This window comes from Aliiroseovarius sp. CAU 1755 (assembly GCF_054482655.1).
The window spans coordinates 564711-590149 of record NZ_JBTLRH010000001.1; the positions used below are offsets into that span (position 1 = coordinate 564711).

At 59.0% G+C, this 25439-nt stretch carries 24 protein-coding genes; 13 read left to right on the plus strand and 11 right to left on the minus strand.

Annotated features, from left to right (window positions below):
- Window positions 1-82: 82 nt before the first annotated feature.
- The 5 genes from leuB to leuC form a co-directional block, all read right to left on the minus strand.
- Complete coding sequence (gene leuB / locus ACXYMP_RS02740) at window positions 83-1186, minus strand: 3-isopropylmalate dehydrogenase (protein ID WP_458904197.1); 1104 nt, start codon at window positions 1184-1186, stop codon at window positions 83-85.
- Window positions 1187-1260: 74 nt separating this feature from the next.
- Window positions 1261-2349 carry an endonuclease/exonuclease/phosphatase family protein gene (locus ACXYMP_RS02745; protein WP_458904200.1) on the minus strand — a complete coding sequence of 363 codons (1089 nt, stop codon included), beginning with the start codon at window positions 2347-2349 and terminating at the stop codon, window positions 1261-1263.
- Between the two features lie 29 nt (window positions 2350-2378).
- Complete coding sequence (locus tag ACXYMP_RS02750; protein WP_458904202.1) at window positions 2379-3266, minus strand: hypothetical protein; 888 nt, start codon at window positions 3264-3266, stop codon at window positions 2379-2381.
- Window positions 3267-3480: 214 nt separating this feature from the next.
- Complete coding sequence (gene leuD / locus ACXYMP_RS02755) at window positions 3481-4086, minus strand: 3-isopropylmalate dehydratase small subunit (protein WP_298567304.1); 606 nt, start codon at window positions 4084-4086, stop codon at window positions 3481-3483.
- 12 nt (window positions 4087-4098) lie between these two features.
- Window positions 4099-5505: a 3-isopropylmalate dehydratase large subunit gene (leuC, locus tag ACXYMP_RS02760; protein WP_458904204.1), complete on the minus strand. Its 1407-nt coding sequence runs from the start codon at window positions 5503-5505 to the stop codon at window positions 4099-4101.
- A 244-nt stretch (window positions 5506-5749) separates the two neighbouring features.
- Here leuC and ACXYMP_RS02765 point away from each other — a divergent pair, with 244 nt between their 5' ends.
- The 10 genes from ACXYMP_RS02765 to ACXYMP_RS02810 all read left to right on the plus strand — a co-directional run bounded on the left by ACXYMP_RS02765 (window position 5750) and on the right by ACXYMP_RS02810 (window position 15150).
- Window positions 5750-7150 (plus strand): mechanosensitive ion channel family protein, encoded by a 1401-nt coding sequence (locus ACXYMP_RS02765; protein WP_458904206.1) that lies wholly within the window; start codon window positions 5750-5752, stop codon window positions 7148-7150.
- 175 nt (window positions 7151-7325) lie between these two features.
- A complete protein-coding gene (gene rsfS, locus ACXYMP_RS02770; RefSeq protein ID WP_298567311.1) occupies window positions 7326-7691 on the plus strand; it encodes a ribosome silencing factor in 366 nt (121 codons plus the stop codon).
- Between the two features lie 19 nt (window positions 7692-7710).
- On the plus strand, window positions 7711-8181 hold the full coding sequence (rlmH, locus tag ACXYMP_RS02775; RefSeq protein WP_298567315.1) for a 23S rRNA (pseudouridine(1915)-N(3))-methyltransferase RlmH: 471 nt from the start codon (window positions 7711-7713) through the stop codon (window positions 8179-8181).
- Window positions 8182-8253: 72 nt separating this feature from the next.
- A complete protein-coding gene (gene gpmI / locus ACXYMP_RS02780) occupies window positions 8254-9774 on the plus strand; it encodes a 2,3-bisphosphoglycerate-independent phosphoglycerate mutase (protein WP_298567318.1) in 1521 nt (506 codons plus the stop codon).
- A 14-nt stretch (window positions 9775-9788) separates the two neighbouring features.
- Entirely contained in the window at window positions 9789-10937 is a 1149-nt protein-coding gene (locus ACXYMP_RS02785; RefSeq protein WP_458905302.1) for a murein hydrolase activator EnvC family protein, read from the plus strand.
- Entirely contained in the window at window positions 10937-12271 is a 1335-nt protein-coding gene (locus ACXYMP_RS02790; protein ID WP_298567321.1) for a S41 family peptidase, read from the plus strand. Before ACXYMP_RS02785 ends, ACXYMP_RS02790 begins: the two co-directional genes overlap by 1 nt.
- Window positions 12272-12384: 113 nt before the next feature.
- On the plus strand, window positions 12385-12879 hold the full coding sequence (locus tag ACXYMP_RS02795; RefSeq protein WP_298567324.1) for an RNA pyrophosphohydrolase: 495 nt from the start codon (window positions 12385-12387) through the stop codon (window positions 12877-12879).
- Window positions 12879-13367, plus strand: a complete 489-nt coding sequence (locus tag ACXYMP_RS02800) for a hypothetical protein (RefSeq protein ID WP_298567326.1) — start codon at window positions 12879-12881, stop codon at window positions 13365-13367. Before ACXYMP_RS02795 ends, ACXYMP_RS02800 begins: the two co-directional genes overlap by 1 nt.
- 82 nt (window positions 13368-13449) lie before the next feature.
- Entirely contained in the window at window positions 13450-14139 is a 690-nt protein-coding gene (rpe, locus tag ACXYMP_RS02805) for a ribulose-phosphate 3-epimerase (RefSeq protein ID WP_298567329.1), read from the plus strand.
- Window positions 14140-14202: 63 nt separating this feature from the next.
- Complete coding sequence (locus ACXYMP_RS02810; protein WP_458904211.1) at window positions 14203-15150, plus strand: MBL fold metallo-hydrolase; 948 nt, start codon at window positions 14203-14205, stop codon at window positions 15148-15150.
- 10 nt (window positions 15151-15160) lie between these two features.
- On the opposite strand, the gene ACXYMP_RS02815 is transcribed toward ACXYMP_RS02810, so the two are convergent.
- The 3 genes from ACXYMP_RS02815 to dapE are packed head-to-tail and all read right to left on the minus strand — an operon-like array spanning window position 15161 to window position 19756.
- Window positions 15161-16315, minus strand: coding sequence for a lytic murein transglycosylase (locus tag ACXYMP_RS02815; protein ID WP_458904213.1), 1155 nt, complete (start codon window positions 16313-16315; stop codon window positions 15161-15163).
- 31 nt (window positions 16316-16346) lie between these two features.
- Entirely contained in the window at window positions 16347-18602 is a 2256-nt protein-coding gene (gene rnr, locus ACXYMP_RS02820) for a ribonuclease R (protein WP_298567334.1), read from the minus strand.
- Window positions 18599-19756: a succinyl-diaminopimelate desuccinylase gene (gene dapE / locus ACXYMP_RS02825; protein WP_458904216.1), complete on the minus strand. Its 1158-nt coding sequence runs from the start codon at window positions 19754-19756 to the stop codon at window positions 18599-18601. Before dapE ends, rnr begins: the two co-directional genes overlap by 4 nt.
- 276 nt (window positions 19757-20032) lie before the next feature.
- Between dapE and ACXYMP_RS02830 the strand changes: the two genes are divergently transcribed.
- On the plus strand, window positions 20033-21619 hold the full coding sequence (locus ACXYMP_RS02830; RefSeq protein ID WP_363317608.1) for a Hint domain-containing protein: 1587 nt from the start codon (window positions 20033-20035) through the stop codon (window positions 21617-21619).
- An 89-nt stretch (window positions 21620-21708) separates the two neighbouring features.
- Window positions 21709-22308: a hypothetical protein gene (locus ACXYMP_RS02835; protein WP_298567339.1), complete on the plus strand. Its 600-nt coding sequence runs from the start codon at window positions 21709-21711 to the stop codon at window positions 22306-22308.
- 12 nt (window positions 22309-22320) lie between these two features.
- Here ACXYMP_RS02835 and ACXYMP_RS02840 read toward each other — a convergent pair whose 3' ends face one another.
- The 3 genes from ACXYMP_RS02840 to dapD form a co-directional block, all read right to left on the minus strand.
- Window positions 22321-22956 (minus strand): HAD hydrolase-like protein, encoded by a 636-nt coding sequence (locus tag ACXYMP_RS02840; RefSeq protein ID WP_298567342.1) that lies wholly within the window; start codon window positions 22954-22956, stop codon window positions 22321-22323.
- Window positions 22956-23297 carry a hypothetical protein gene (locus ACXYMP_RS02845; RefSeq protein ID WP_298567345.1) on the minus strand — a complete coding sequence of 114 codons (342 nt, stop codon included), beginning with the start codon at window positions 23295-23297 and terminating at the stop codon, window positions 22956-22958. Before ACXYMP_RS02845 ends, ACXYMP_RS02840 begins: the two co-directional genes overlap by 1 nt.
- 281 nt (window positions 23298-23578) lie before the next feature.
- Entirely contained in the window at window positions 23579-24406 is an 828-nt protein-coding gene (gene dapD / locus ACXYMP_RS02850; RefSeq protein ID WP_298567347.1) for a 2,3,4,5-tetrahydropyridine-2,6-dicarboxylate N-succinyltransferase, read from the minus strand.
- A 187-nt stretch (window positions 24407-24593) separates the two neighbouring features.
- Here dapD and ACXYMP_RS02855 point away from each other — a divergent pair, with 187 nt between their 5' ends.
- Window positions 24594-25436, plus strand: coding sequence for an LOG family protein (locus ACXYMP_RS02855; RefSeq protein ID WP_298567351.1), 843 nt, complete (start codon window positions 24594-24596; stop codon window positions 25434-25436).
- The last annotated feature ends 3 nt before the right edge of the window (window positions 25437-25439 follow it).

Genomic DNA, 25439 nt, shown 5'->3' on the forward strand with positions numbered 1-25439 from the left:
CGTCACTAAATAGGAACGATTGGCGCAAAAGAAAACCGGCCGACGCAGGTGCATCGACCGGTTCTGCCAATTTGAAGGTAAGTCAGAGGCTGGCGTTCAGCGCCGCGATAACCGCATCACCCATTTCCGAGGTCGTCACCGGCGTCACACCCGCGTCATTCAGCAAGTCGCCAGTGCGCACGCCGTCTGCCAGCACCTTTTCCACCGCCGCTTCCACGCGGTCGGCTTCTGCGCCCATATCGAAGCTATAGCGCAGCGCCATGGCGAAGCTGAGGATGCAGGCGCAGGGGTTGGCTTTGCCTTCGCCCGCAATGTCCGGGGCCGATCCGTGCACGGGTTCATACATCGCTTTCGGGCGGCCATTGGCCATCGGTGCGCCCAACGACGCGGACGGCAACATGCCCAGAGATCCGGTCAGCATCGCGGCACAATCCGACAGGATGTCGCCAAACAGGTTGTCGGTATAGATCACGTCGAACTGCTTGGGTGTGCGGACCAGCTGCATCGCGCCATTGTCGGCATACATGTGCGACAGTTCGACCTCGGGATATTCTTTGCCCACACGGGTCACGACTTCACGCCACAGAATGCCTGATTCCATCACGTTGGCTTTTTCCATCGAACACAGGCGCTTGTTGCGCTTCATCGCCAGTTCAAAGGCTGAGCGCGCGCCGCGTTCGATCTCGCTTTCGGTGTAGCGCTGGGTGTTGATGCCAACCCGCTCGCCACCTTCTTCGAAAATGCCGCGCGGCTCGCCGAAATAGACGCCGGAGGTCAGCTCGCGCACGATCATGATATCAAGACCCGCCACGATGTCTTTTTTCAGCGACGAGAAATCGGCCAGCGCGTCAAAGCACTGCGCGGGGCGCAAGTTTGAATACAGGTCCATCTCCTTGCGCAGACGCAGAAGGCCGCGTTCGGGTTTCACCGAGAAATCCAGTTCGTCATATTGCGGGCCACCCACGGCGCCCAGAAGGACCGCGTCGACCTCTTGCGCTTTCGCCATGGTCGCATCGGCCAGTGGGACGCCGTGCTTGTCATAGGCTGCCCCGCCCACAAGATCCTCGCTTACGTCAAAGCTCACGCCACGTTTGTCGCCGATCCAGTCGATGATCTTGCGCACCTCGGCCATCACTTCGGGGCCAATGCCGTCACCGGGCAGGATAAGGAGGGAGGGGTTGGTCATGGGTCTGTCCTTGCTCTGGAATGCGTCGCGGATCGGCCTAGCCTGTCAGGGGCGTAGCGTCAAGAAACGAGGGCTTAGAAGCGCAGATCGACCCAGACCAGCCGGTGACGCGATGCGGTTTGTGCAATTGCATGCATCGGGTCTTCGGGGGCGGGCCAAAAGACACCGCTGTCGGTAACGGCCAGCCCGCGCGAGGGCAGGACATAACTGACGCGCAAATTGCCGGGCTTTGGTTCGGGCCAATCGACCGTATCCAGTGCCGGGTCCCCTATCTGGTCACCCACGCTTTCGGCGCGGCCGCCGTCGCTTTTCGGAGCGGGATCTTGCAGGCGGGGGTCGGACAGAAGGGATATTATGGCTGTGCGCCGGCCGTCACCGTCTTGCGGGTCAAGATTGGCATCCCCGACAATGACAAACGGATCTGATGGCGGCTTTTCGGTCAGTGCGCCATCAAGATAGCGCTGCCAGAATGCAATCTCATCATGGTTACGCCGCCCGTTGCGGTCTTCATCCCCGTCAAAGACCGGCGTGTTGGCGTGAAACGTCAGAATGTGAAGCGGCGCGCGGTCGGGCACAATCACTGGCACGTCCCAATGCGCGACGCTGCTCAGCCGCTGGGCCGCGAACGCCTTTGGTGTGGGAAAGGGAGCGCCGTTCCGCATCGGGGGAATGGCACCGGGAAAGTCCTTCCACAGAAGGGCTGAAAAGTCGCGCGTGTTGCCCAAGGGATGGCGGGACAGGATTGCCATGCCACCTTGTCCGGTAAATCGGCCATATCCCTGCGCGTCACGTGCTTCGCTGGTTCTGCCGTTACCGTCCATGTCCAAACCCGTTGCCAGCCCTGCATTCGGGCGCGCAGAAAATGCGTAACCCATGGGATGGTTGCGATCAGCCAGTGCAGCCTGGAAGGCCTGCAGGGCGTGGCCTTCCAGGTCAAAGTCAAAGCCTTGCAGTGCCAACACATCCGGTTGCACATGCGCGATCACATCCAGTACGGCGGCGACCTGCTTGTCCTTGCCGGACATGATGTCGCGCAGCAGCACACCCGGCCCCTTGCGCGTCAAGTCGGTGTTGTAGCTGGCGACCCGCAGATCTTGTGCGGCAAGAGGACCGGACAGAGAAATCGCGACAAGCGCAAAGGTGCTTGCCGCGATCCACTTCAAAAGGGGGCTAAGGGATATTTCCGCGCCGCTCAGGCGGGCATCAGGCCGCTGCCTTGCGCCCGGCGCTTGTTGCGTTTGCGTTCGCTGCTGATCATGAGCGCGACACGAAGCATTGCGATACCGCGCATGAACAGGCTGGCGGGAAGAAAGGCCCATGCGGCTACCGTCCAGATCATAGTTTGATGATTAGCTACCGACATCGACCCGAACAGCGAAACTGCGGCCGAGATCAAAAGCGGCGTTGCGAAAGGCAGCAAGAACCCCAGGGCGATGTTGAATCGTGCGTCACGGACCAGTCGGCGCACGACGTCGCCTCCGGTCGTTGGGTCAAAGGTGGGTAGGTTGACCCAGACGTTGAACGCGCCAGCAGATTTCGACGGCCATTCCGTGAAGCGCAGAGCAATCAGGAAGACAGCCATGGACAAGAGCGAGATCAGATAGCTCATGCCAGCAGCGGCGCGCAACAGAACCATGTCGCTGAAGGAGGCGTTCTCGGGCAGCATTGAAACCACGAACCGCACAGGGCTGTAGGGAAAGTCGATGGCTTGGCCGATCAGCATCCCGACCGAAGTCAGAAATTGCGTCGCGGTCGAGTTGTCAGTCTGACCGCGAACGATGACCGACAAGCAGAACACCGTTGCAAAAAGTGCGGCAAAGCGAATGCGGTTGAAGGGCGGCGCATCGCGAAATTCGACAAGACCCGGATAGGTCGAGGCGTATTCAAAGATCGTAAGCGCTGCGGCGAAGATTGCGACGATGGCAACGATCTGGCCGGATTCCTGACTGACGCCAGGCACCAGAATTGACGGAGTCGCAATCAAGATGATCATCAGGAAGGCGCGCGCTATCGCGCCAATCATACGGCTAACCACTACCTTCATCCCTTCCACCAATGCAGATGTGTTGTCGAAGCACATCCTTGGCTGTTTGCTGTCTCGTCATCGTGGACGGACCGCTTATTCTTTTGCGTCATACTGCGCATCATCATACCCCCACTTCAAGTTGCAGCCTAAAATGGCCGGTAAAATGTGTTGCTTTTAAGGGGAAACTGGTGCGACTTTGCACCAAATTGTGCAAAAAATGGGGCCGTCTTCTCAGGCAGCCCCATTTTTATTTTTTCTTTAGAAGTGCTTAGACCCAGGGGCGGGTGGCCCCAACTGTGTCCTCATAGGCTTTAATTGAGCCCTCTTTTTCCAGCGTGAGGCCGATATCATCAAGGCCATTCAGCAGGCAATGCTTCTTGAATGCATCAACTTCAAAGGGAATCGCCTCTCCGTCCGAGGTGGTGATGACCTGTGATTCGAGGTCAACCGTCATCCGCGCATTGGCGCCTTTCTCAGCATCGGCCATCAGTGTGTCGACTTGTTCCTGCGGCAAGACGATCGGCAGAATGCCGTTCTTGAAGCAGTTGCTAAAGAAGATGTCCGCGAAGCTGGTCGAGATCACGCACTTGATACCGAAGTCAGCGATCGCCCACGGGGCGTGTTCACGCGACGACCCGCAGCCGAAATTATCGCCGGCGACCAAGATCTGGGCGTCGCGATATTGCGGCTTGTTCAGGACGAAATCCGCGATCTCGTTTCCTTTGCGATCATAACGCATTTCGTCGAACAGGTTCACGCCCAGACCCGACCGCTTGATGGTCTTCAGAAAGACCTTCGGGATGATCATGTCAGTGTCGATGTTGACCAACGGCATGGGGGCCGCGATGCCGTGGAGTTTTTCAAACTTTTCCATAGTGCGGGTTCCTCAGATAAAGTCACGAACGTCGGTCAGCTTGCCGGTCAGGGCAGCCGCCGCGGCCATCGCCGGGCTGACAAGGTGGGTGCGGCCTTTGTAACCCTGCCGCCCCTCGAAGTTCCGGTTCGAGGTGGACGCGCAGCGCTCTTCCTCGGCCAGCTGGTCGGGGTTCATCGCAAGGCACATCGAGCAACCTGCCAGGCGCCAATCAAAGCCTGCGTCCTTGAAGATGTCGGCCAGACCTTCTTCTTCCGCTTGCGCGCGCACAAGGCCGGACCCCGGCACGATCATCGCGCGCAGCCCGTCTTTGACCTTTTTGCCCTTCACGATTTCAGCGACGGCGCGCAGGTCTTCGATGCGCCCGTTGGTGCAGGACCCGATAAAGACGGTATCGATCTCGATATCCGTCAGTTTCTGGCCGGGCGTCAGGCCCATGTATTCGATGGCACGTTTGGCGGCTTCGACTTTGCCGCCGGTGAAATCGTCGGGGCTGGGTACGGTTGCTGAAATTGGCAATACGTCCTCGGGCGAGGTGCCCCAAGTCACGACTGGTTCGATCTCTTCGCCCTTCAGGGTGATGACCTTATCGAAATGCGCGTCGTCGTCGGAATAGAGAGTCTTCCACCATTCAAGCGCCTGTTCCCACTGGCCTGCTTTCGGCGCGTGGGGGCGGCCTTTGACGTATTCAAACGTGGTCTCGTCAGGTGCGATCAGGCCAGCGCGGGCGCCGCCTTCGATGGCCATGTTGCAGACCGTCATGCGGCCTTCCATCGACAGATCGCGGATCGCTTCACCGCAATATTCGATGACATAGCCGGTGCCGCCTGCGGTGCCGGTCTTGCCAATCACGGCAAGGGTGATGTCCTTGGCGGTCACACCGGGCTTCAACTTGCCGGTGATCTCGACCTTCATGTTCTTCGATTTCTTCTGGATCAGCGTCTGGGTGGCCAGAACGTGTTCGACCTCGGACGTGCCGATGCCATGCGCCAGCGCGCCAAACGCGCCGTGGGTGGCGGTGTGGCTGTCACCACACACAACAGTCATGCCGGGCAAGGTCCAGCCTTGCTCGGGCCCGACGATATGCACGATGCCTTGGCGCACATCATCTACAGGGTAATAGTGGATGCCGAAATCCTTCGCGTTCTTATCGAGCGCGTCGACCTGAATGCGGCTTTCTTCGTTCTCGATGCCCTTGGCGCGGTCCAGCGTGGTGGGGACGTTGTGGTCCGGCACGGCGATGGTTTTGTCAGGCGCGTGCACCTGACGGCCCGCCATACGCAACCCTTCGAAGGCTTGCGGGCTGGTCACTTCGTGCACCAGATGGCGGTCGATATACAAAAGGCAGGTGCCGTCATCGGCTTCGTGGGCCACATGTGCGTCCCAGATCTTGTCATAGAGTGTCTTCGGGGCGGTCATTTGCGCTCTCCGTGGATGGTCATGGGTGGGTATCAGATGTCGAAAGGGTGCCCGCCTTAAAGGCAGGCTAGAACAGTCAGCGTCGCGCCAAAAAAGCGCCAAGGCAGGCGCGCGCGGTCATCCATGTCGAAAATCCGAGTCATGCAGACGGGATACTCCTTTGCTGTCACTGGGGCAAGAGCGCAGCGGCACTGGCGGCATTGTGGCTCTGGACCTGCGGGAAAGCGCGTGTAAAACTCGGCGCATGGAGCCAGAAAGCACGCCGGATGCCGGCACCACCCCCAATAATGCCACCGGATCGGAAAACCTGCCGGATCTTGCCAGCGAAACGTTCACCAGTTTGCGTGACCAGTTAGAGCCGCTGTGGAACGACGGTGCGGCCTTTATACTTAGCCTTGGGCAAACCTGGCGTCTGTATCAGGTTGCAATCATTTTCGCGATTGCCGTTCTGGCATGGGTGATCGGCAAAATGGTGGATCCCAAGATCCATGACTGGCTGCGCACGCGCGAGGGCTGGTCAAAGCGACGGCTTCGCTTTGCCATCCACCTGCGCCGCCGCGTGCCGATGATCCTGTTCGTATTGCTGGCATGGCTCGTGACCTCGGTGATGCGTGAAATGACGTGGCCGTCCCGATCGTATCTGATCGCGGCGGTGGGAACCCTTGCTACGGCTTGGGTGTTCGTCGGACTTGCCTCGGTTGTTGTCGAGAACCGAACGCTGCGACGCACGACCAAATGGGGCATGTGGATCTATGTCACGCTTTACTATCTTGGGGTGACAGAAGAAATCGGCGAGGTCTTGGACAACCTCGCAATTTCGACGGGCACTTTCCGCATTTCGCTTCTGGATGTGATCAGCGCGGTGGTCGTCACCGCTGCCTTGTTCGCCCTTGCCCGCATGTTCAGCCGCGCTTCGGCCGAGAAAGTGCGAAATAACGAAGATATCTCGCCGTCGATGCAGGTGCTGACGGTGAAGTTTATTCAGTTGCTGCTTTATGGCGCGGCGTTCTTCCTTGGCCTTAAGGTGATCGGCGTGGACCTGACCGGCCTCGCCGTCCTGTCCGGTGCCATCGGTGTCGGCCTTGGTTTCGGTTTGCAAAAGGTCGTGTCGAACCTCGTGTCCGGTGTCATCATCCTGTTGGACAAATCGATCAAACCCGGTGACGTCATCAGCTTGGGCGAAACCTTCGGTTGGATCCAACAATTGGGTGCGCGCTATGTGTCCGTTGTCACGCGGGATGGCCGGGAATACCTAATCCCGAACGAGGACCTGATCACCGGGCAGGTGGTGAACTGGTCACATACGAATTCATTCGTGCGGCTGGATATCTATTTCGGGACAGCCTATGGCGACGACCCACACAAGGTGCGCAAGATCGCAATCAGCGCCGCGGCCAGCGTTGAACGCGTTCTCAGCTTTCGCCCGCCCGTGTGTCACATCGTCGGCTTTGGCGATAGTTCGGTCGATTATATCCTGCGCTTCTGGATTGATGACCCAACCGGCGGGCTGACGAACATTCGCGGTAATGTCTATCTGGCGCTTTGGGATGCCTTTGCGGAAAACGACATATCAATACCGTTCCCGCAACGCGAAGTGCGGCTGTTGGAGGATGCAAACGACGGGACTGCCAAAGCCGGGGCGTGACCAATTTGCCCCCAGTTTTTTGCCACGTTCTTGACTGTCATTGAGGTCACCCCCAAGTGGTGCTACGATTCTTATGTGCCCAGCGCCGGGGCCGATCGGCGCGATTTGATAGGAGGACAATGTCCTGTCTCCGCAAACAGAGGTCGCAAACGATGCGACCGCAGGGAAACCCGCAATGACGGCAACCCCGAAAAACAGCGTCAGCGACGATATTCTGTCGCGCGTGCTCAGCTCTCTGGAAGATGACAAGGCCGAAGAAGTGGTCACGATTGATTTGCGCGGCAAATCAGAGATGGCGGATCACATGGTGATCTGTTCTGGCCGCTCGACCCGCCAGGTTGCCGCGATTTCCGAGAAACTGACCGACAAGCTCAAGCAAGAAATGGGTGTCTTCAGCAAAGTTGAAGGCAAGGATCAGGGCGATTGGGTTCTGATCGACACAGGCGATGTGATCGTGCACGTGTTCCGCCCGGAAGTTCGCGAGTTCTATCAGCTTGAGAAGATGTGGATGGAGCCCGGCGCACCGGGTGCTTCCGTCTGATTTGTAGGGCCGCACAGGCATGAAAGTTCATATCTGTGCTGTTGGTCGCCTGCGGGCGGGCCCCGAGCGTGCGCTGTTCGATGATTATGTAACCCGATTTGACCGGTCCGGGCGCGCGTTGGGCTTGGGCCCGATCCACCTTCACGAAGTCGAGGACAAGAAGGGTGGCGGCATGCCTGCCGAGGCTGCCCTTTTGGGTCGTGTCATTCCTGATGGGGCGCTGCTGTGCATTTTGGATGAACGCGGCAAGCTTATGTCGTCCCCGAATTTTGCGCGCCAGTTGAGCGGTTGGCGTGACGATGGGCGCGGCGACGTGGCCTTTGTGATCGGCGGCGCGGACGGGATTGACCCCAGCCTGCGCGCCAAGGCGGATGCCAGCCTGTCCTTCGGCAAGATGGTTTGGCCGCATATGCTGGTGCGAGTGATGCTCAGCGAACAGCTCTATCGGGCGGCGTCGATCTTGGCGGGAAGCCCGTATCACCGGGTCTGACCGTGGTCCCGTCGCTTGCGCAATGCGCCTGCGATCAATACATACGAAGGCAAACAGCCCAAGGACCATCCCATGACCATTCCAAAGCCCGTCGTTCTGTGTATCCTCGACGGCTGGGGTTTGCGCGACGCGCGTGAAAACAACGCGCCAGTTCTGGCGAACACACCGAACTTTGACCGGCTCATGGCGACCTGCCCGAACAACACGCTGATCACCCATGGTCCTGATGTCGGATTGCCGACGGGGCAAATGGGCAATTCGGAAGTGGGGCATACCAACATTGGCGCAGGTCGCGTTGTGGCTATGGATCTGGGGCAGATTGACCTTGCGATTGAGGATGGCTCATTCTTCCAAAACGCAGCGCTGGGCGACTTTATCGCAGCACTCAAGAACAGTGGCGGGACCGCCCATCTGGCGGGGCTGACCAGCCCCGGTGGGGTGCACAGCCATCAAGATCATATCGTCGCGGCCGCCAAGGCTCTTACCGCCGCTGGTGTGCCGGTGGCGATCCACGCCATCACGGATGGCCGCGATGTGCCCCCGCAATCCGCGCGTGATCAACTCGCCGCATTCGAGGCAGCACTTCCCGAAGGTGCGCGGGTCGTCACCGTGACCGGGCGGTATTTCGCTATGGACCGTGACAACCGTTGGGACCGCGTCAAGCGTGCCTATGACGCGATGGTCAAAGGTCAGGGCGAAGCGGGTGCAACGGCGGATGCGATCGTTGCAGCCGCATATGCCGAGCACGAAACCGACGAGTTTATCCAACCGGCAGTTATCGACGGCTACGCAGGCATGCAGGATGGCGACGGGGTGTTTTTCATCAACTTCCGCGCAGACCGCGCGCGCGAGATACTGCGCGCAATCGGTGAGCCGGGGTTTGCCGAATTCGACACTGCACCGCGCCCAAAGTTTGCCGCCCTGCTGGGCATGGTTGAATACTCCGATGGTCACAATGCCTACATGACCACCTGCTTTCCCAAGCGCGACATCGTCAACACGCTCGCGGAATGGGTCGCAAAACACGGAAAAACCCAGTTTCACGCGGCTGAAACCGAGAAATATCCCCATGTCACCTTTTTCCTGAACGGGGGCAAAGAAGACCCGGTCGATGGTGAAGTTCGCTATATGGCGGCCAGCCCGAAAGTCGCGACCTATGATTTGCAACCCGAGATGTCGGCGGCAGAAGTGACCGATCATTTCGTGGGGGCAATTCAGGATCAGTTTGACCTGATCGTCACCAATTACGCGAACCCGGACATGGTGGGTCACACCGGCGATCTGGCGGCAGCCATGGCCGCTTGCGAAGCCGTCGACGAAGGTCTTGGGCGCGTTATGTCGGCCCTTGAACAGGTTGGCGGTGCAATGATCGTCACCGCCGATCACGGAAACTGCGAAACCATGGTGGATCCAATTACCGGCGGACCTCATACAGCGCATACAACCAACCCTGTGCCGGTCATTTTGTTCGGAGGCCCTGAGGGTGTCGCTCTGGCGCATGGTCGTTTGGCCGATCTTGCACCAACCCTTTTGGAGCTGATGCAGATCGAAAAACCCGTTGAAATGACGGGTGAGAGCTTGATCCGCCGGTGACGCGCAAGGGTCACATCCTGTCCGCTCTTGTGGCGGCGTTTGTTTTGGCTGCGATGCCTGGCGGGCTGGCCTATGGCCAAGCGGATCCGGCCCAAGCGGCCCGCGCGGCGATGCTGGCTTTGGACAAGGCCACGCTGGCTCTGGCAGAGGCGCAGAAATCCAACGACCGCATCTCGGCATTGACGCAGACCGTGCAGGCCTATGAAGAAGGTCTGTCCGCCCTGCGCAACGAACTGCGCCGTGCAAGCCTTCGCGAAGCCACCATTCAAGGGGCGCTGGATGCGGAAAGCGAACGGCTGGCGCGCCTGCTTGGTGTCTTGCAAACGATCGAACGCGCCCCAGAACCTGCTTTGCTGATCCACCCTTCAGGGCCGCTGGGCACGGCGCGGTCCGGCATGATCCTGTCCGAGGTCGTCCCGGCGCTTCAGGCGCAGGCAGAAAAACTGCGCCGCGGGTTGGAAGAGCTGACAGCGTTGCGCGCGCTTCAGGAGCGAGCGGTGGACACGCTGAAAACGGGGCTGAGCGGGGTGCAGGATGCACGGTTCGAACTGAGCCTTGCCGTGGCGCGCCGCACTGAATTGCCACGTCGTTTCGTGGCGGACGAGGCTCGAATGCAGGCACTTGTCGAAAGCGCGGATACGCTGGCAAGCTTCGCAGATAGTCTGATGGCGGCCCCAGAGGCACAGGCTGGTCCGTCGGTGACCGACGATTTCCTGTCGGTGCAAGGGCGACTGGACATGCCGGTTCTGGGCCAGATTATCCGTCGCTTTGAGGATGTAGACGCTGCCGGGGTGCGTCGTCCGGGTTATGTTGTCGCGACCCGCCCGCTGTCGATTGTCACCGCGCCCTGGCCCGCCACGATCCGATATCTTGGACCGTTGCTTGACTATGGCAACGTCGCGATCATCGAACCCGGCGACGGCTATCTGATTGTGCTGGCCGGGCTGGGTCAGCTCTATGGCGAGGTTGGCGAAGTTCTGCCCAAAGGTGCGCCCATTGGCTTGATGGGCGGCGCTGAAACCAGCAACGATCAAGCGTTTTTGATCGCTGTTGAGGAAGGAACTGGCGCAGAGCGGTCGGAAACGCTTTATATAGAAATCAGAAAGAACGGAACGCCCGTGGATCCCAGCGACTGGTTCGCGGCAGGCAAGGATAGAAACTGATGAAGAAATTCGTGATGGCTGCCCTTGGTGGCACGCTGGCCGGTGCGATAATGACAACGCAGGTGGCTGGCCCCCTTGTGGCGCAAGATGCCAACAATAACGCGAGCGTCTACGAGCAACTCGATCTTTTCGGCGATATCTTCGAACGGATTCGCGCCCAGTATGTTGAAGAGGTCGAAGCCGGCGACCTGATCGAGGCTGCAATCGACGGGATGCTCAGCTCTCTCGACCCGCATTCGAGCTATTTGTCGCCCAAGGATGCGTCCGACATGCGTGTGCAAACGCGCGGATCGTTCGGCGGGCTTGGGATTGAAGTGACGCAGGAAGAAGGTTTCGTTCGTGTGGTTTCGCCGATGGATGGCACACCGGCTGACGATGCTGGCATGGAGTCGGGCGATTACATTACACATGTGGATGGTGAAAGCCTGATGGGGCTGACGCTTGATGATGCGGTGAACAGGCTGCGCGGCCCGGTCGGGTCCGAAATCATCATCACGGTTGTGCGCGAAGGCGTGGACGAGCCGTTTGATGTCTCCATCATCCGCGACACGATCAAGCTGACCGCCGCAACTGCGCGCGCGGTGGGCAATACCGTTGTCCTGCGTGTCACGACGTTCAATGACCAGACCTATTCGAATATGGCAGATGGGCTGAAGCGCGAGGTTGAGGCGCTGGGCGGCATGGACAATGTCGAAGGCATCGTGCTTGACCTGCGCAACAATCCCGGCGGCTTGTTGAACCAAGCCATCGCGGTCTCTGACGCCTTCCTTGAAAGCGGCGAGATCGTTTCAACGCGTGGCCGCGACCCCGGTGAAAGCGATCGCGTAAATGCCGAACCCGGTGATATTGCCGAAGCCAAGCCGATGGTTGTATTGATCAATGGCGGGTCCGCCTCTGCCTCCGAAATCGTTGCAGGTGCCCTGCAAGATCATCACCGCGCGATCGTCGTTGGCACCAAGAGTTTCGGAAAGGGATCGGTGCAGACGGTTATGCCGCTGGCCTCGGACGGGGCAATGCGGTTGACAACGGCGCGGTATTACACGCCCTCAGGCCGGTCTATTCAGGCGCTCGGTGTTTCGCCCGATATTGTGGTGCAGCAACCTCCGAGCATCCCCGAGGCCGAGAACGAAGAGGAAGAAACCCGCCGTCAGCGCACCGAGGCCGACCTGCGCGGTAGCTTGAACAATGACAGCCTGTCCGAGGACGAACAGCGTCAGATCGAAGAAGAACGCGAAGCCGCCGAAGAGGCTGCAGATCTGCGCGATGATGATTTCCAGCTGTCCTATGCGGTCGACCTGATCAAAGGTCTGTCCAAGATTGCCTTGGCGCAATAAGTGGATAATTCGCGTAAGGAAGGGGCCGCCTGACTGGGTGGCCCTTTCGCCGCGCCTTGCCATTCAAGGCGGCAGATGTCGCAACTCCGTTGCTATGAAAAGCAGAGGCCAGGATGACGCCAGAAGACATTGAAAAACTGCCCTACCGCCCCTGTGTCGGCATCATGCTGGCGAACGAGGCGGGTAAAATTTTTGTTGGGGAACGTATCGACGCCCCCAAGCTTGGCACCCGGACCGCATGGCAAATGCCCCAAGGTGGTGTCGACAGCGGCGAAGATCCGCGTGCGGCCGCCCTGCGCGAACTATGGGAAGAAACCGGCGTGACGCAGGATCTGGTCTCGGTCGAGGCGGAACTGCCCGAATGGCTGCCGTATGATCTGCCACATGACGTGGTCCCGCGCATCTGGAAAGGCCAGTTTCGCGGCCAGATGCAGCGGTGGTTCCTGATGCGCTTTCACGGCGATGACGCACAAGTAAACATTGAAACAGATCACCCCGAATTCAGTCGCTGGGCTTGGATGGACCCGAACGAAGTGGCGGACAAGATCGTGCCGTTCAAACGTGAAATCTATGCGCGAGTCCTCTCGGGTTTTCGGGACCACCTGTGATGCGGGGGGTGTTGGCACTGTTGTTTATCCTGGCGCCTGTGCCCGCGATTGCTTTGTCCTGCATGCCCTATAATGCGGTATCTGCCTATCAGATGGCAGATGGGTCACCCGATGATTATGTGGTCGTTCTGGGCGACCTGACCTTTGGTGAAAGTGGCCTGCCGAAGGTGGATTGGCAGCATCAAGAGGACGTAAAGCCTGACAATTTTCTAACTGGTCACATCACGGGCAAAAGCCTGACGAAAGACGGGTTCACCAACGGCTTTGATCAACCGGTCAAAATCAATGTGCAGTGCGCTGGGCCGTGGTGCGCGGGCCTGTCTCAGGGACAGCATTTGATGTTTCTCAAGCGCGACGGCGAACGCTACTTGCTTGAAGTCGACCCGTGCGGCGGATTTGCCTTTGGTGACCCTGACGCCGCAACCTTGCAAAAAATCAAAGCTTGCTTCAGGGGCGAGCGCTGCGAGGCTGACCTGCCGCGCTACTAGTGCGAAAAACACGCGCTTTCGCCCTTCGCAAACGCCCAAATGCCGCTATAACGGCGCCAGACACTCAAGCCGGAGGCCCCGCATGTCCTTTGACCGTTCGATCAAAATCGCCCCGTCCATTCTGTCCGCCGATTTCGCGAATTTCGGACAGGAAATTCAGGCCATCGAAGCCCAAGGCGCGGATTGGGTGCATGTGGACGTGATGGACGGGCATTTCGTGCCCAACCTGACCTTCGGACCGCCCGCCGTGAAAGCCTTCCGCCCGCATGTGAAAACCTTCATGGACGTGCATTTGATGATCGCACCGGTCGATCCCTATATCGAAGCCTACGCCGAGGCTGGTGCCGATATGATCACCGCACATGTCGAGGCTGGACCGCACATCCACCGCACGCTTCAAGCCATAAGGGCGCAAGGCGTGAAGGCTGGTGTATCGCTCAATCCCGGCACACCACTGGACAGCATTGAACATGTCATGGACCTTGTCGATATGGTGCTGCTCATGACCGTGAATCCCGGCTTCGGTGGCCAGAAATTCATCCACTCGGGGGTCGAGAAAACGCGCCGCCTGCGTCAGATGATTGGTGACCGGCCAATTCACATCCAGATCGACGGCGGCGTCACGACCGAAACGGCACCTTTGGTGGCCGAAGCTGGCGCAGATGTATTGGTCGCCGGATCTGCTGTGTTCAAAGGTGGATCTGTCGCGAAGCCTGACGTTTACGGCGACAATATTCGCGCGATCCGGGCCGCTGCCGAAGCGGGGCGTTAAACGCTGGCATTACACATGCGAATGAGTCTATGTTTCCTGAACCAAAGACAGGGAGGTAATCGCATGATCCGTTTCACCACCGCAATTCTGGCCCTTCTCGCAAGCCCAGCCCTTGCCGACGAAGACATCCCCGACCAGTATCCAGGGTCAGCGCTGTATGAAAAACCGGTCGAGGTGATCCCCGAAGTCTGGACCGCCATCGGAGCCACAGCGCCGCCGTCCTATGAAAACACCGGCCATAACAACAACCTGAGCTTCATCGTCACCGGCGATGGTGTCATTGTTGTGAACGCCGGTGCGAACTTCAAGCTGGCCGAAGCTCTGCACGCCGAGATCAAGGCCGTCACGGATCAACCCGTCAAGCTGGTGATCAACGAAAACGGCCAAGGCCACGCAATGCTGGGCAACAATTACTGGATTGCACAGGGGGTCGAGGTGCTGGCCCATGTCGATGCGGCAGAAGAGTTTGAAGAATATGGCGCTCAGATCTTCGAAGGCATGAAACGCTATGCTCGTGAAAACTGGGAAGGCACCGAACCGATGGGGCCGACCACTACGTTCGAGGACAAGCATGTCATCGATATGGGGTCAAAGCATATCGAGGTCTTGCACTCCGGCCCGGCCCACAGCCCCGGCGACATTCAGGTTTGGTTGCCCGAAGACAGCCTGATGATCGCGGGTGACATGGCGTTTCACAATCGCATTCCGCCCATCTTCGAAGACACCTGCACCAGCTGTTGGATCGAGACATGGGAAACTGTCTTTGCCCCGATTGGCGCGACCTATGTGATCCCCGGCCACGGCTACCCCACCAACATGGCGCAGGTCGAAGCGCATACGATCGGGTATCTGAAGCATCTGCGCGGCGAAATTGGCAAGCTTCTGGAAGACGGCGGAACCTTGGAAGAGGCGTATTACGTCGATCAATCTCCCTTCGCCCATCACGACACATTCGAAGAGCTTGCGACAAAGAATGCGGGGCAGGTCTATGCTGAAATGGAATTCGAATAGGCCGCAGTGATCAACCGGTTTTGGATCGCAACCTGTCCAGCACTTCACCAGATGCAAATCCGTCGGGCACAAGCCCGGACCGGGTTTGATAGGCCCGAAGCGCGGATTGGGTATTCGGGCCGCTGAACCCATCTGCACCGAGGGTGTCAAAGCCCAAGGCTGTCAACCGCTCCTGAAGTTCGCGCATACCTTCGCGGCCAAGGACGACATGGTCTTTCGGGCACTGCCTTTTCAGGCGTTTGCCTCCCTGCACCCTTTCGGCCAGGTATCCAGATGCAATGCCATAGGCTTCGGCGCGATTATACGTCAGTAGCACGTTGAAGTTCTCGAACGTCATGAAGGCTGGACCGGTTGCGCCAGAGGGCACGATCACCGAACAGCGACCATAGTCAGGGATTGGTGCCCCATCAGCTGCGACAACGCCCATCGCGGTCCAGTCGCCAACTGTGCGGGTCGTCGCGCGCCCAGTCAGGGCAAAGTCGAAATCTGCTGGCAAGGCGACTTCGATGCGGCAGGGGCGGCTGACCTTCCAGCCATGCTGGGCCAGATAGTTGGCGATCGAGGCGAGCCCGTCGGTAGGGTCCGTGCCCCAGATATCGCGACGTCCGTCGCCGTCGTGGTCAACCGCGTATTTCTGAAAGCTGGACGGCATGAATTGACCATGGCCCATTGCGCCTGCCCATGACCCTTTCATCGCCGACGGTGCGATATCGCCGCTTTCGATGATCTGCAATGCGGCGATCAATTCGGCTTCGAAGAAGTCAGACCGGTGGCCGGAATGGGCCAATGTCGCCAAGGCTGACAAAACGGACCAATCACCGCGGGTCTGGCCGTAATTCGTCTCGATGCCCCAGATGGCCACGATGACCTGCACATCGACCTTGTAGGTGGTCGCGATGTCGTTCAGCAAATCCCTGTGCGCCTTGAAGCGCGCGCGCCCTTTGCGCACGCGTGCTTCGGGAACGGCGCGTTCCAAGTAGTCGCAAATCGTCAGCGTAAACTCTGCCTGCGCCGATTGTTTTTCCAACACCCGTGGATCGGCTTGCAAATAGCCGCCACACAGCTTGAGCGTGCGCGGGGAAATACCCGCCTCGGCTGCGCGTTCTTCAAACGAAGAACGCCAAACGTTGAAATCCTGTTCCAACTCTGCACTGTTACGGACCAACTCACACCTCTAAAACATTTAAACGGGTCCCTTATGAACGAGACCTTTTGACCTTCTTTTTCAATTTCGCTGATTTCCGCTTCGCGTTCATGGGTTTCCGCGCCGCAGGTTTCCCCCTTTGGCGCCCTCGACTTTTCGGAAGTTTGCGCCCTTCGATGTCGAGCAGTTCAAGCGCAAGACCACCTGTCGTCGGAATGGCCTCGGCCAGCCGGACCGTGACCCGCTGACCCAGCCCAATGACCAGTCCAGTGCGTTCGCCGATCAGCTTCTGTTCCTCGGCGTCATGGCGGAAATATTCGTTGCCCAGCGTGCTGATCGGCACCAGTCCGTCAGCGCCCGTTTCATCCAGCTTCACGAACAGCCCAAAGCGCGCGATGCCCGACACGCGACCGGAAAACTCATTGCCCACCCGTTCAGACAGGAATGCGGCCAGATAGCGGTCATTGGTATCGCGTTCAGCCGCCATTGATCGGCGTTCCGTTTCCGAAATGTGCTGGGCCGTTGCCTCTAGCCGTTCGATATCCTCGGGGCTAAGGCCATCGTCGCCCCATCCGTGACCGGACACCAGCGCGCGATGAACGATCAAGTCGGAATACCGTCGGATGGGCGAGGTGAAGTGCGCATAGGATTGCAGCGCCAACCCGAAATGTCCATAGTTTTCAGGATAGTAGTAAGCTTGCGCCATCGAACGCAGCGTTGATAGGTTGACCAATTCGTCAAACTCGGTGTCCTGCGCCTGCGCCAGTAGATTGTTCAGATGGCGGGTTTTCAAAACCTGCCCCTTTGCCAAGGTGAAGCCCGAGGCCTGGGCAACTTCTCGCAGGGCTTCCAGCTTCTCAGGGCTGGGTTCTTCGTGCACACGGAACAGAAGCGGGCGCCTGAGCCGTGTCAGTTCTTCTGCGGCGGCGACATTGGCAAGGATCATGAATTCTTCGATCAGCCGATGCGCATCGAACCGTTCGGCAAAAGCGACTGAGGTGACCTTGCCATCGTCATCCAGAATGATTTTTCGTTCCGGCAGGTCCAAATCAAGTGGTTGGCGCGCGGCGCGGGCCGTTTTGGTTGCATGGTAGGCTTCGAAAAGCGGCGTGATCACCTCGTCCATCAAGGGGGCACATTTTTCGTTCGGTTGGCCGTCGCGGGCCGCTTGCACCTCGGCGTAGTTCAACGAGGCGTGGGATTTCATCAATCCCCGAATGAAGCTGTGGCTGATCTTGTTGCCCTGCGCGTCCAGCACCATACGCACAGCGATACAGGCGCGCGGCACGCCTTCGTGCAGGCTGCACAGATCGCCGGACAGGCGGTCTGGCAGCATTGGCACCACGCGGTCAGGGAAATAAGTCGAGTTGCCCCGCCGCCGCGCTTCATGATCCAGCGCTGATCCGGGAGTCACATAATGCGCGACATCGGCAATGGCGACCCAAACAACATGGCCGCCAGTGTTCTTCGGATTGTCATCTGCGTGCGCATAACATGCGTCATCGTGATCGCGCGCATCGGCCGGGTCGATGGTGATGAGCGGAAGGTGACGAAGATCTTCACGCCCATTCAAACCGGCTGGTTTCCAGCTGTCGGCCTCGGCGATTACATTGTCGGGAAAGGCATCGGGGATGCCGTGTTGATGGATTGCGATCAGGCTGACGGCTCGCGGCGCAGTTGGGTCACCAAGGCGCGCCACGATGCGTGCCCTTGGCAGCCCCATGCGCGCCTTTGGCCCGGATTGTTGCGCCTCGACCAATTCGCCGTCCTTTGCGCCTTCGTCAGCACCGGCGTCGACCATCCACTCCTTGTCTTGGCCCTTGTCGATGGGCACGACACGGCCACCTTCCGACCCTTTTCGAAAAATCCCGAGGATGCGGATCGGATTGGTGCCGATACGACGGATCAGGCGCGCCTCGTAGCCGTAGGGTTCGTCTTGCACCTCGGTCATCCGCGCCAGAATGCGTTCGCCGGGTTTCAGCGCGGGATCAGACCCTTTCAAAAGCAACAATGCGCGCGGTGGGGCGCCCGTGCCTTCCCATTCCAGCGGGGTCGCAAAAAGATCGCCGTCCGTGTCCGGGTCATCGACCCGCAAGACGGCAACAGGCGGTAACTTGTCCGCATCGCGATAGGTCTTTTTGCGCTTGGCCAAATGCCCCTCGGCCTCAAGTTCGCGCAAGATACGTTTGAGATCGATCCGCCCAGCCCCCCTGATCCCGAAGGCACGCGCGATGTCGCGTTTGCCGGTTTGGGTCGGGTTCTCGGAGATCCAGTGCAGGATCTCTTTTTTCGAGGGCAATTGGCTCATGCGAAATAGTCCTGAATGATGCGGGAATAAATGGATTTAAGCTGGGCAATTTGGGACACATCAACGCATTCATCGACCTGATGCATGGTTTTGCCAACCAGACCGAATTCAACCACGGGGCAGATGTTCTTGACGAACCGCGCGTCCGAGGTTCCGCCGGTGGTCGAGGCCTCGGGCCGTTGTCCGGTTTCGGCCTCGACCGCTGAGGCGACCAGATCAGACAGCGGGCCGGGTGGCGTGATGAAGCTTTCGCCTGACACGGTCACGCGCATCTCGATATCCACACCCGTGGCCTTGCTGACGCGCGCGACCTGATCGTCCAGCCAGCGGGTCAGACTGTCCGAGCTGTGGGCGTCATTAAAGCGGATGTTCGCGGTGGCGTGGCATTCTGCCGGGATGACATTGGTCGCCGGGTTGCCTGTGTCGAATGTGGTGACGGCCAAGGTGGAAGCGTCGAAATGGTCTGTGCCTTGGTCCAGTTCATGCGCCGCAAGTTCAGTGATCAGCTGCGCAAGGGCCGGAACCGGGTTCAAGGCGCGGTGCGGATAGGCGGAATGACCCTGAACACCGCGTGCGGTGAAATAGGCCGTCATTGATCCGCGTCGCCCGATCTTCATCATTTCGCCCATGGTGTTGGGGCATGTGGGTTCGCCGACGATGCAAGCGTCCATGCTTTCCCCGGCGTTGGCCATCCAGTCCAGGATCGCGATGGTGCCATCAGTGGCGTCACCTTCTTCGTCGCCGGTGATGGTCAGGATCAGTGACACGCCTTTGGGCGCGTCTGCGACGAAATCGATCGCGGCTGCGACCCATGCGGCGACACCGGATTTCATGTCGGTCGTCCCGCGACCAAACATGAAACCATCTTGGATCGTGGCGCCGAACGGATCAAAGGTCCAGGCATCAGTGTCACCAACCGGCACGACATCGGTATGCCCGTTGAACCCAAGCGTTGGCGCGTCTTTTTCGCCCCAGCGGGCAAACAAGTTCGCAATGCCGCCACGGTCTATGCGCGTGCAGTCAAACCCTGCGTTTGTCAGCAAATCTTCGAGAAGCACCAGTGCGCCACCTTCGTTTGGTGTGACCGACGCGCATTTCACAAGCCGCGCGGTCAGAGCGATCGGATCAGTTGGATCAAACGTGGGATTAGGCATCACTTCGGGCTCCTTTGAAACCTCTGTAATGCCTCGCGAAGGGCACTGCAAATGTGGCTTCAAGGCGACAGATTGCGCATGCACGACGCAAAAGTCACCAATGTATTAACAGCCGGGATATTTTCAGCCATATTAAGCCAAAAGAGCGACCTGAGGCAGGGTTGGCGAACCGTTTGCACGCGAAAACGCGGCCGGTTCCATTGAAGCAGTTTCCGCATATGGGGCAAGTCCTTGCCCTGTTTCGCGATCCGCTCTGCCTTTGGATTGGAGGCAGACGTGGCGACCGCAACAGAGCTATCTATCAACACCAACGCGAACGCCATCACCATGGCGCAGGAAATCTTTGGCGACGGGGTCACGGTTGTCGACGCTTCCTATTCCGGCGACAACCAAAGCTCGGCCACCTATTCAGGCGGTGACAATACGTCGCCCGGTGTCATGCCTGCTGACAGCGGCGTGATCCTGTCAACCGGTCGCGCGTCCGATTTCACCAATGGCAATGGCGGGTCGAACACCAACGTTCGTAACAACACCTCGACCAACACAGATGGCGTGGATCGGGACGACGATTTTGACGACCTTGCCGGCGCGCGCACCTTTGATGCGTCGTTTCTGGAGGTCGACTTCATCCCCGACCCCGGCGTCACCTACGTATCGATGCAGTTCGTTTTCTCGTCCGAGGAATATCCGGAATTCACCAACTCGGTCTACAACGACGTGGTGGGTGTCTGGATCAACGGACAAGAAGTCGAGATGACAATCGGCAGTTCCAGTGTCGGAAACGTCAACAACTCAGACAACTCGAACCTATACGTCGATAATACCGGCGACCAATACAACACCGAGATGGACGGCTTCACCCTGACCATGTCGGTCAAGATCCCAGTCATTGCGGGACAGGTGAATACCATCAAGGTTGGCGTCGCAGACGTGTCCGATAACGCGTATGATTCAAACCTGTTGATTGCGGGCGACAGCATCCAGTCGGACGTTCTGGCCTTTGATGATGACTACAACGTCTATCCCAACGGCACCAAAACCGTTGACGTTCTGGCCAATGATACGGTCGCCAATGGCGGCACGCTTGAAATCACCCACATCAACGGCATCCCCGTCAGCGCGGGCGACACCGTCACCCTGAACACCGGGCAATCGATTACGTTGAACGCTGACGGCACGTTGACCTTGGTCGGTGACGGCGACACGGAAGAGGTCAGCTTTACCTATAAGGTCGAAGACACCGTATCGGGTGAAAGCGATACGGCGATGGTCAGCCTGTCCTCCATTCCATGCTTTGTGGCAGGCACGATGATTGCAACACCCGACGGGCAGGTGCCGGTTGAAAGCCTTTTGCCGGGCGATATGGTGCTGACAGTCGACAATGGGCCGCAACCTATGCGCTGGATCGGGCGCCGCCGAGTTGATGCCGTGGACAGGTTTGCGCCAATCCGCATCAGCGCCGACACCTTTGGCGAACACGACACGCTGCTTGTCTCACCACAGCATCGGGTGTTGATCCGCGACGCCTTGGCCGAGCTTTTGTTCGGCGAAGGCGAGGTTCTGGTGGCAGCAAAAGACCTTGTGAATGACAAGTCCGTGCGCCGGATCGAGGGGGGCACGGTCGAATATGTCCATATCCTGTTTGACACCCATCAGGTGGTCTTTTCGCAAGGGCTGGCCACGGAAAGTTTTCTGCCGGGACCGCAAACATCGAAAATCTTCGAGCAGGACATCGTAGATGAAATATATAGCCTGTTTCCGGAAATCGACCCGGCCACAGGCGGGGGGTATTCTGCCGCCGCACGTCGCACCCTGAAAGCGCACGAAGCACGGGTGCTGATGTCACGCTCGGCCGTGGCCTGAGGCACTTGGATCGGGGGGTGGCTCTGGACCTTGCAAGGCTACCGTCTTAACCTGCCGCAACTGGTCGCGGCATCGGCAATAGGAATCCCATGAAAAAACTCCTGTATCTCTTGATCATTCTTCCTCTGTCGGCCTGTTTCGATGCCGATCTGTCGCTGACGGTTCATGACAGTGAAACGGCGACGATGTCGGCCAACATGACCATGGGGCCAGAGCTTATTCAGATGATAGCCTCAAGCGGGCAGGATCCCTGCGAAGACGGCGTTGGCGTCCAGAACGCGGATGGATCGTATAGCTGTCTGGTCGAGGAAACCGATACAATCGACAACCTGATCGCCAAGATCGAGGAAGAAGAGGCCAATGCAGGTGCGGCCGGCAGCGTCAATCCGAACACCGGTGTGACCATCGAACGGATGGAGGGTGGCTTGATCCGCCTGTCTTTCGATCTTCTCGAAATCAAGAGAAACGCGAGCGAGACAGGCATGGACCCCGCGATGCTGGGCGCGTTCCAGAGCGCGATGACCGGACATGGTATTCAGATGTCGATCAGGGCGAAGGAAATCATTTCGACCAACGGCTCTTTGTCCGAAGATGGCACGGTCGCGATGTTCGGCATCCCGCTGCCGGCCCTTCTGGACCCTGCGGCACAGCTGCCAGACTCGTTTGAAACTGTGGTGCGGCCTGACTGAACCGCCGTCTGGTCAGGACAAAAGCGTTTCGATCACACCCGGCAGATCTGCAGGTGTTTCGACCATTGCATCCGCATCCGACAGATCATCCGACCCGCCGTAGCCCCAGGTTACGCCGACAAACTTCATGTCCACCGCGCGCGCGGCGTTCAGGTCGTAATGGCGGTCCCCCACCATCACGCAGCCACCCGGGTCGGTTGACGTGTAGGCAAGCGCGTGGCGCAAAAGATCGCCCTTGTCGTTGCGCGTGCCGTCAAGCTCTGGCCCGAACTCGTGCGTCATATGCTGCGCCAGCCCGAAATGGGCGGTGATCTTACGGGCATATGCATGGGGTTTGGCTGTCGCGATATGCATCACATGCCGGGATTTGATGGTGCTCAGCGCCTCGGGGATGCCGTCGAACACGGTGCAGTCATACATGCCGCCTTCGTCTTCATAAAACGCCCGATAATGATCCAGCGCGGCCTGGGGGTTGGCCACGCCGAGCTTCTCAAAGCTCCACAGAAGGGCAGGGCCGATCACCCATTCCAGATCATCGGGGTGCGGGGCGTCTAGACCAAGAGCCTCTAGCGCTTTAACGACGCTGCCGGTGATTCCGGGCTTGGGGTCGGTGAGCGTGCCATCAAGATCCCAAAAAACGGTGCCCATCAGGTGTCCTCGTCGAAGAACGGTGTCATCTGCGCGACTATCACGCTGTTTTCTTTCAGCGCGCGTCCCATCAAGGTGCGTTCGTCACCGGGAATGTCATGCCCTTCGGCCAGACGTTCATCAAGGCTGCCATAGCCGTTCACATCCAACGGGGCCAAATCGGCTTGCTTCAGGATTGCAACGGTTTCGCGCACAGCTTCGGCTTCGTCCACGCCCGAGGCATAACAGACCAGCGCCGCGCCGGTCGCGCCGTCGGGCAGGCCGTCGCCGTCCTTGCGGCCGACCTGAACCAGCAGGGTGTAAACCTGATGGGGCTTTTTCGGTTTTTTCTCTTTTTCCATGCGGTGGGCTTAGGCCGCATCCGCGCTGGGATCAAGCCCGCCGTGTCACACCGCGAAGGTGCAGGCGGTTGGTGCTGTTTGGCTGCGGGTCTGGGCCGCTTCGGCGGCAAAACCGACCGCAATCAGGCTGCTGAGTAGAAGTAGACGTATCATGTGATCCTCCCATCGTTTGAGGGTGATACGGCGCAGGCCGGGTTTTACGTCACTTTTTTTGCAAAAGGGTTGAAAAAAGCGCGCCGCCCACGTGGAACGGCGTGCCCAGATGCTGGATTTACAAGCGATCAGTCGCGCAGCAGATCGTTGATCCCGGTTTTCGAGCGGGTCTTGGCATCCACGCGTTTCACGATCACCGCGCAATACAGGTTGACCCCGTTCTTCGACGGCATCGAGCCTGCGACAACCACCGAATAGGGCGGCACTTCGCCATACATCACTTCACCGGTTTCGCGGTCTACGATCTTGGTGGACTGGCCGATAAACACGCCCATGCCAAGCACCGATCCTTCGCGTACGATGCAGCCTTCCACGACTTCCGAGCGGGCGCCGATGAAGCAGTTGTCCTCGATGATGGTCGGGCCAGCCTGCATAGGTTCCAGCACCCCACCGATGCCGACGCCACCCGACAGGTGCACATTCTTGCCGATTTGCGCGCACGATCCGACGGTGGCCCATGTGTCAACCATGGTGCCTTCGTCCACATAGGCGCCAAGGTTCACGAAACTGGGCATCAGAACCACGCCGGGCGCGATGAAGGCCGATTTGCGAACGATGCAATTCGGGACCGCGCGGAAACCAGCGGCTTTCCACTGGTTGTCGCCCCAGCCTTTGAATTTGCTGTCAACCTTGTCCCACCAGCCCGCACCTTGTGGGCCACCCTCTTGCTGTTCCATGTCTTTCAGACGAAAGCCCAGCAGAACGGCTTTTTTCGCCCACTGGTTCACATGCCAATCACCATTGTCCTGACGTTCCGCCACGCGCAGCCCGCCCCCGTCCAAGGCGTTCAGCGTATCTTCGATCGCTTCGCGCGTTTCACCTTTGGTGGCGGGGGTGATCGTGTCACGCGCCTCCCAGGCGGCTTCGATGGCGGCTTCGAGTTGGGCGTTCGACATGGCAAAGGGCTCCGTGCATGGGGTTGGGCGAGTTTGGTTTCGATTGGGCTATAAGCGGGATCGGTGATTTGTGCAACGAATTGCGCCATCCCGATCCGGTTGCGCCTTGGTGCAATCGCGGCACTGGCCCTTCGCCGCCAAAGGCGCTAGCTCTTGGAAGAACGCATAAGAAACAGGATCAGTGCCCATGAATGACGACCGCAGCCATCCGTTCCGCGACAGCCATCAGGACCGTGAAGCGGCGCATCAAATACCCGATACGCCTCAAACCCGCGCGCAGGCGTATCGTCTGGCCTATGACGATCAGGAGTTTATGTGCCGCGATGAATTGCGGCCCGTGCGCTGGCAGTTGGAGCTGATGAAGCCCGAGCTTTTGATGCAGGAATACGGGGTGGAGAGCACAGTCGTCCTGTTTGGCGGCGCGCGTATCCCGGAACCTGCACAGAAGGACACGGCGCGGACCGAAACGCTGGCAGAGCTGTCACGGTTTTATGACGAGGCGCGCGAGTTTGCGCGGCTTATGACACTGCGATCCAAGGTGAATGGCCACCGCGAAAACGTGATTGTCACCGGCGGTGGTCCCGGTGTGATGGAGGCTGGGAACCGAGGCGCCGTGGACGCGGGCGGCGTGTCGGTCGGCCTGAACATCGTGCTGCCGCACGAGCAGGCGCCGAACGAATATGTGACGCCGGATCTGTGCTTCAACTTTCACTATTTCGCCATCCGCAAAATGCATTTCCTGATGCGCGCTGAGGTGATTGCCATCTTCCCCGGCGGCTTTGGCACGCTGGACGAGATGTTCGAAAGCCTGACCCTGATCCAGACCGGGCGCATGAAACGGGTGCCATTCCTGTTGTTCGGCCGCGACTTCTGGACCCGGATCGTGAATTGGGAGGCTTTGGCAGATGCCGGCACGATCAGCCCGGATGATCTTGAGCTGTTTAACTTCGTCGAAACCGCACAAGAGGCGATTGAGATCATTGACGGATGGGGCAAATCAAGCAAACGGACTGATATTCCGGGGCGGTAATTC

Bases quoted from the DNA above. Each gene is read 5' to 3' on its own strand.
- leuB (WP_458904197.1), bottom strand. From the start codon at position 1,186: ATGACCAACCCCTCCCTCCTTATCCTGCCCGGTGACGGCATTGGCCCC.
- ACXYMP_RS02750 (WP_458904202.1), bottom strand. From the start codon at position 3,266: ATGTGCTTCGACAACACATCTGCATTGGTGGAAGGGATGAAGGTAGTG.
- leuD (WP_298567304.1), bottom strand. From the start codon at position 4,086: ATGGAAAAGTTTGAAAAACTCCACGGCATCGCGGCCCCCATGCCGTTG.
- leuC (WP_458904204.1), bottom strand. From the start codon at position 5,505: ATGACCGCCCCGAAGACACTCTATGACAAGATCTGGGACGCACATGTG.
- ACXYMP_RS02765 (WP_458904206.1), top strand. From the start codon at position 5,750: ATGGAGCCAGAAAGCACGCCGGATGCCGGCACCACCCCCAATAATGCC.
- rsfS (WP_298567311.1), top strand. From the start codon at position 7,326: ATGACGGCAACCCCGAAAAACAGCGTCAGCGACGATATTCTGTCGCGC.
- rlmH (WP_298567315.1), top strand. From the start codon at position 7,711: ATGAAAGTTCATATCTGTGCTGTTGGTCGCCTGCGGGCGGGCCCCGAG.
- gpmI (WP_298567318.1), top strand. From the start codon at position 8,254: ATGACCATTCCAAAGCCCGTCGTTCTGTGTATCCTCGACGGCTGGGGT.
- ACXYMP_RS02790 (WP_298567321.1), top strand. From the start codon at position 10,937: ATGAAGAAATTCGTGATGGCTGCCCTTGGTGGCACGCTGGCCGGTGCG.
- ACXYMP_RS02795 (WP_298567324.1), top strand. From the start codon at position 12,385: ATGACGCCAGAAGACATTGAAAAACTGCCCTACCGCCCCTGTGTCGGC.
- ACXYMP_RS02800 (WP_298567326.1), top strand. From the start codon at position 12,879: ATGCGGGGGGTGTTGGCACTGTTGTTTATCCTGGCGCCTGTGCCCGCG.
- rpe (WP_298567329.1), top strand. From the start codon at position 13,450: ATGTCCTTTGACCGTTCGATCAAAATCGCCCCGTCCATTCTGTCCGCC.
- ACXYMP_RS02810 (WP_458904211.1), top strand. From the start codon at position 14,203: ATGATCCGTTTCACCACCGCAATTCTGGCCCTTCTCGCAAGCCCAGCC.
- rnr (WP_298567334.1), bottom strand. From the start codon at position 18,602: ATGAGCCAATTGCCCTCGAAAAAAGAGATCCTGCACTGGATCTCCGAG.
- dapE (WP_458904216.1), bottom strand. From the start codon at position 19,756: ATGCCTAATCCCACGTTTGATCCAACTGATCCGATCGCTCTGACCGCG.
- ACXYMP_RS02835 (WP_298567339.1), top strand. From the start codon at position 21,709: ATGAAAAAACTCCTGTATCTCTTGATCATTCTTCCTCTGTCGGCCTGT.
- ACXYMP_RS02840 (WP_298567342.1), bottom strand. From the start codon at position 22,956: ATGGGCACCGTTTTTTGGGATCTTGATGGCACGCTCACCGACCCCAAG.
- ACXYMP_RS02845 (WP_298567345.1), bottom strand. From the start codon at position 23,297: ATGGAAAAAGAGAAAAAACCGAAAAAGCCCCATCAGGTTTACACCCTG.
- dapD (WP_298567347.1), bottom strand. From the start codon at position 24,406: ATGTCGAACGCCCAACTCGAAGCCGCCATCGAAGCCGCCTGGGAGGCG.
- ACXYMP_RS02855 (WP_298567351.1), top strand. From the start codon at position 24,594: ATGAATGACGACCGCAGCCATCCGTTCCGCGACAGCCATCAGGACCGT.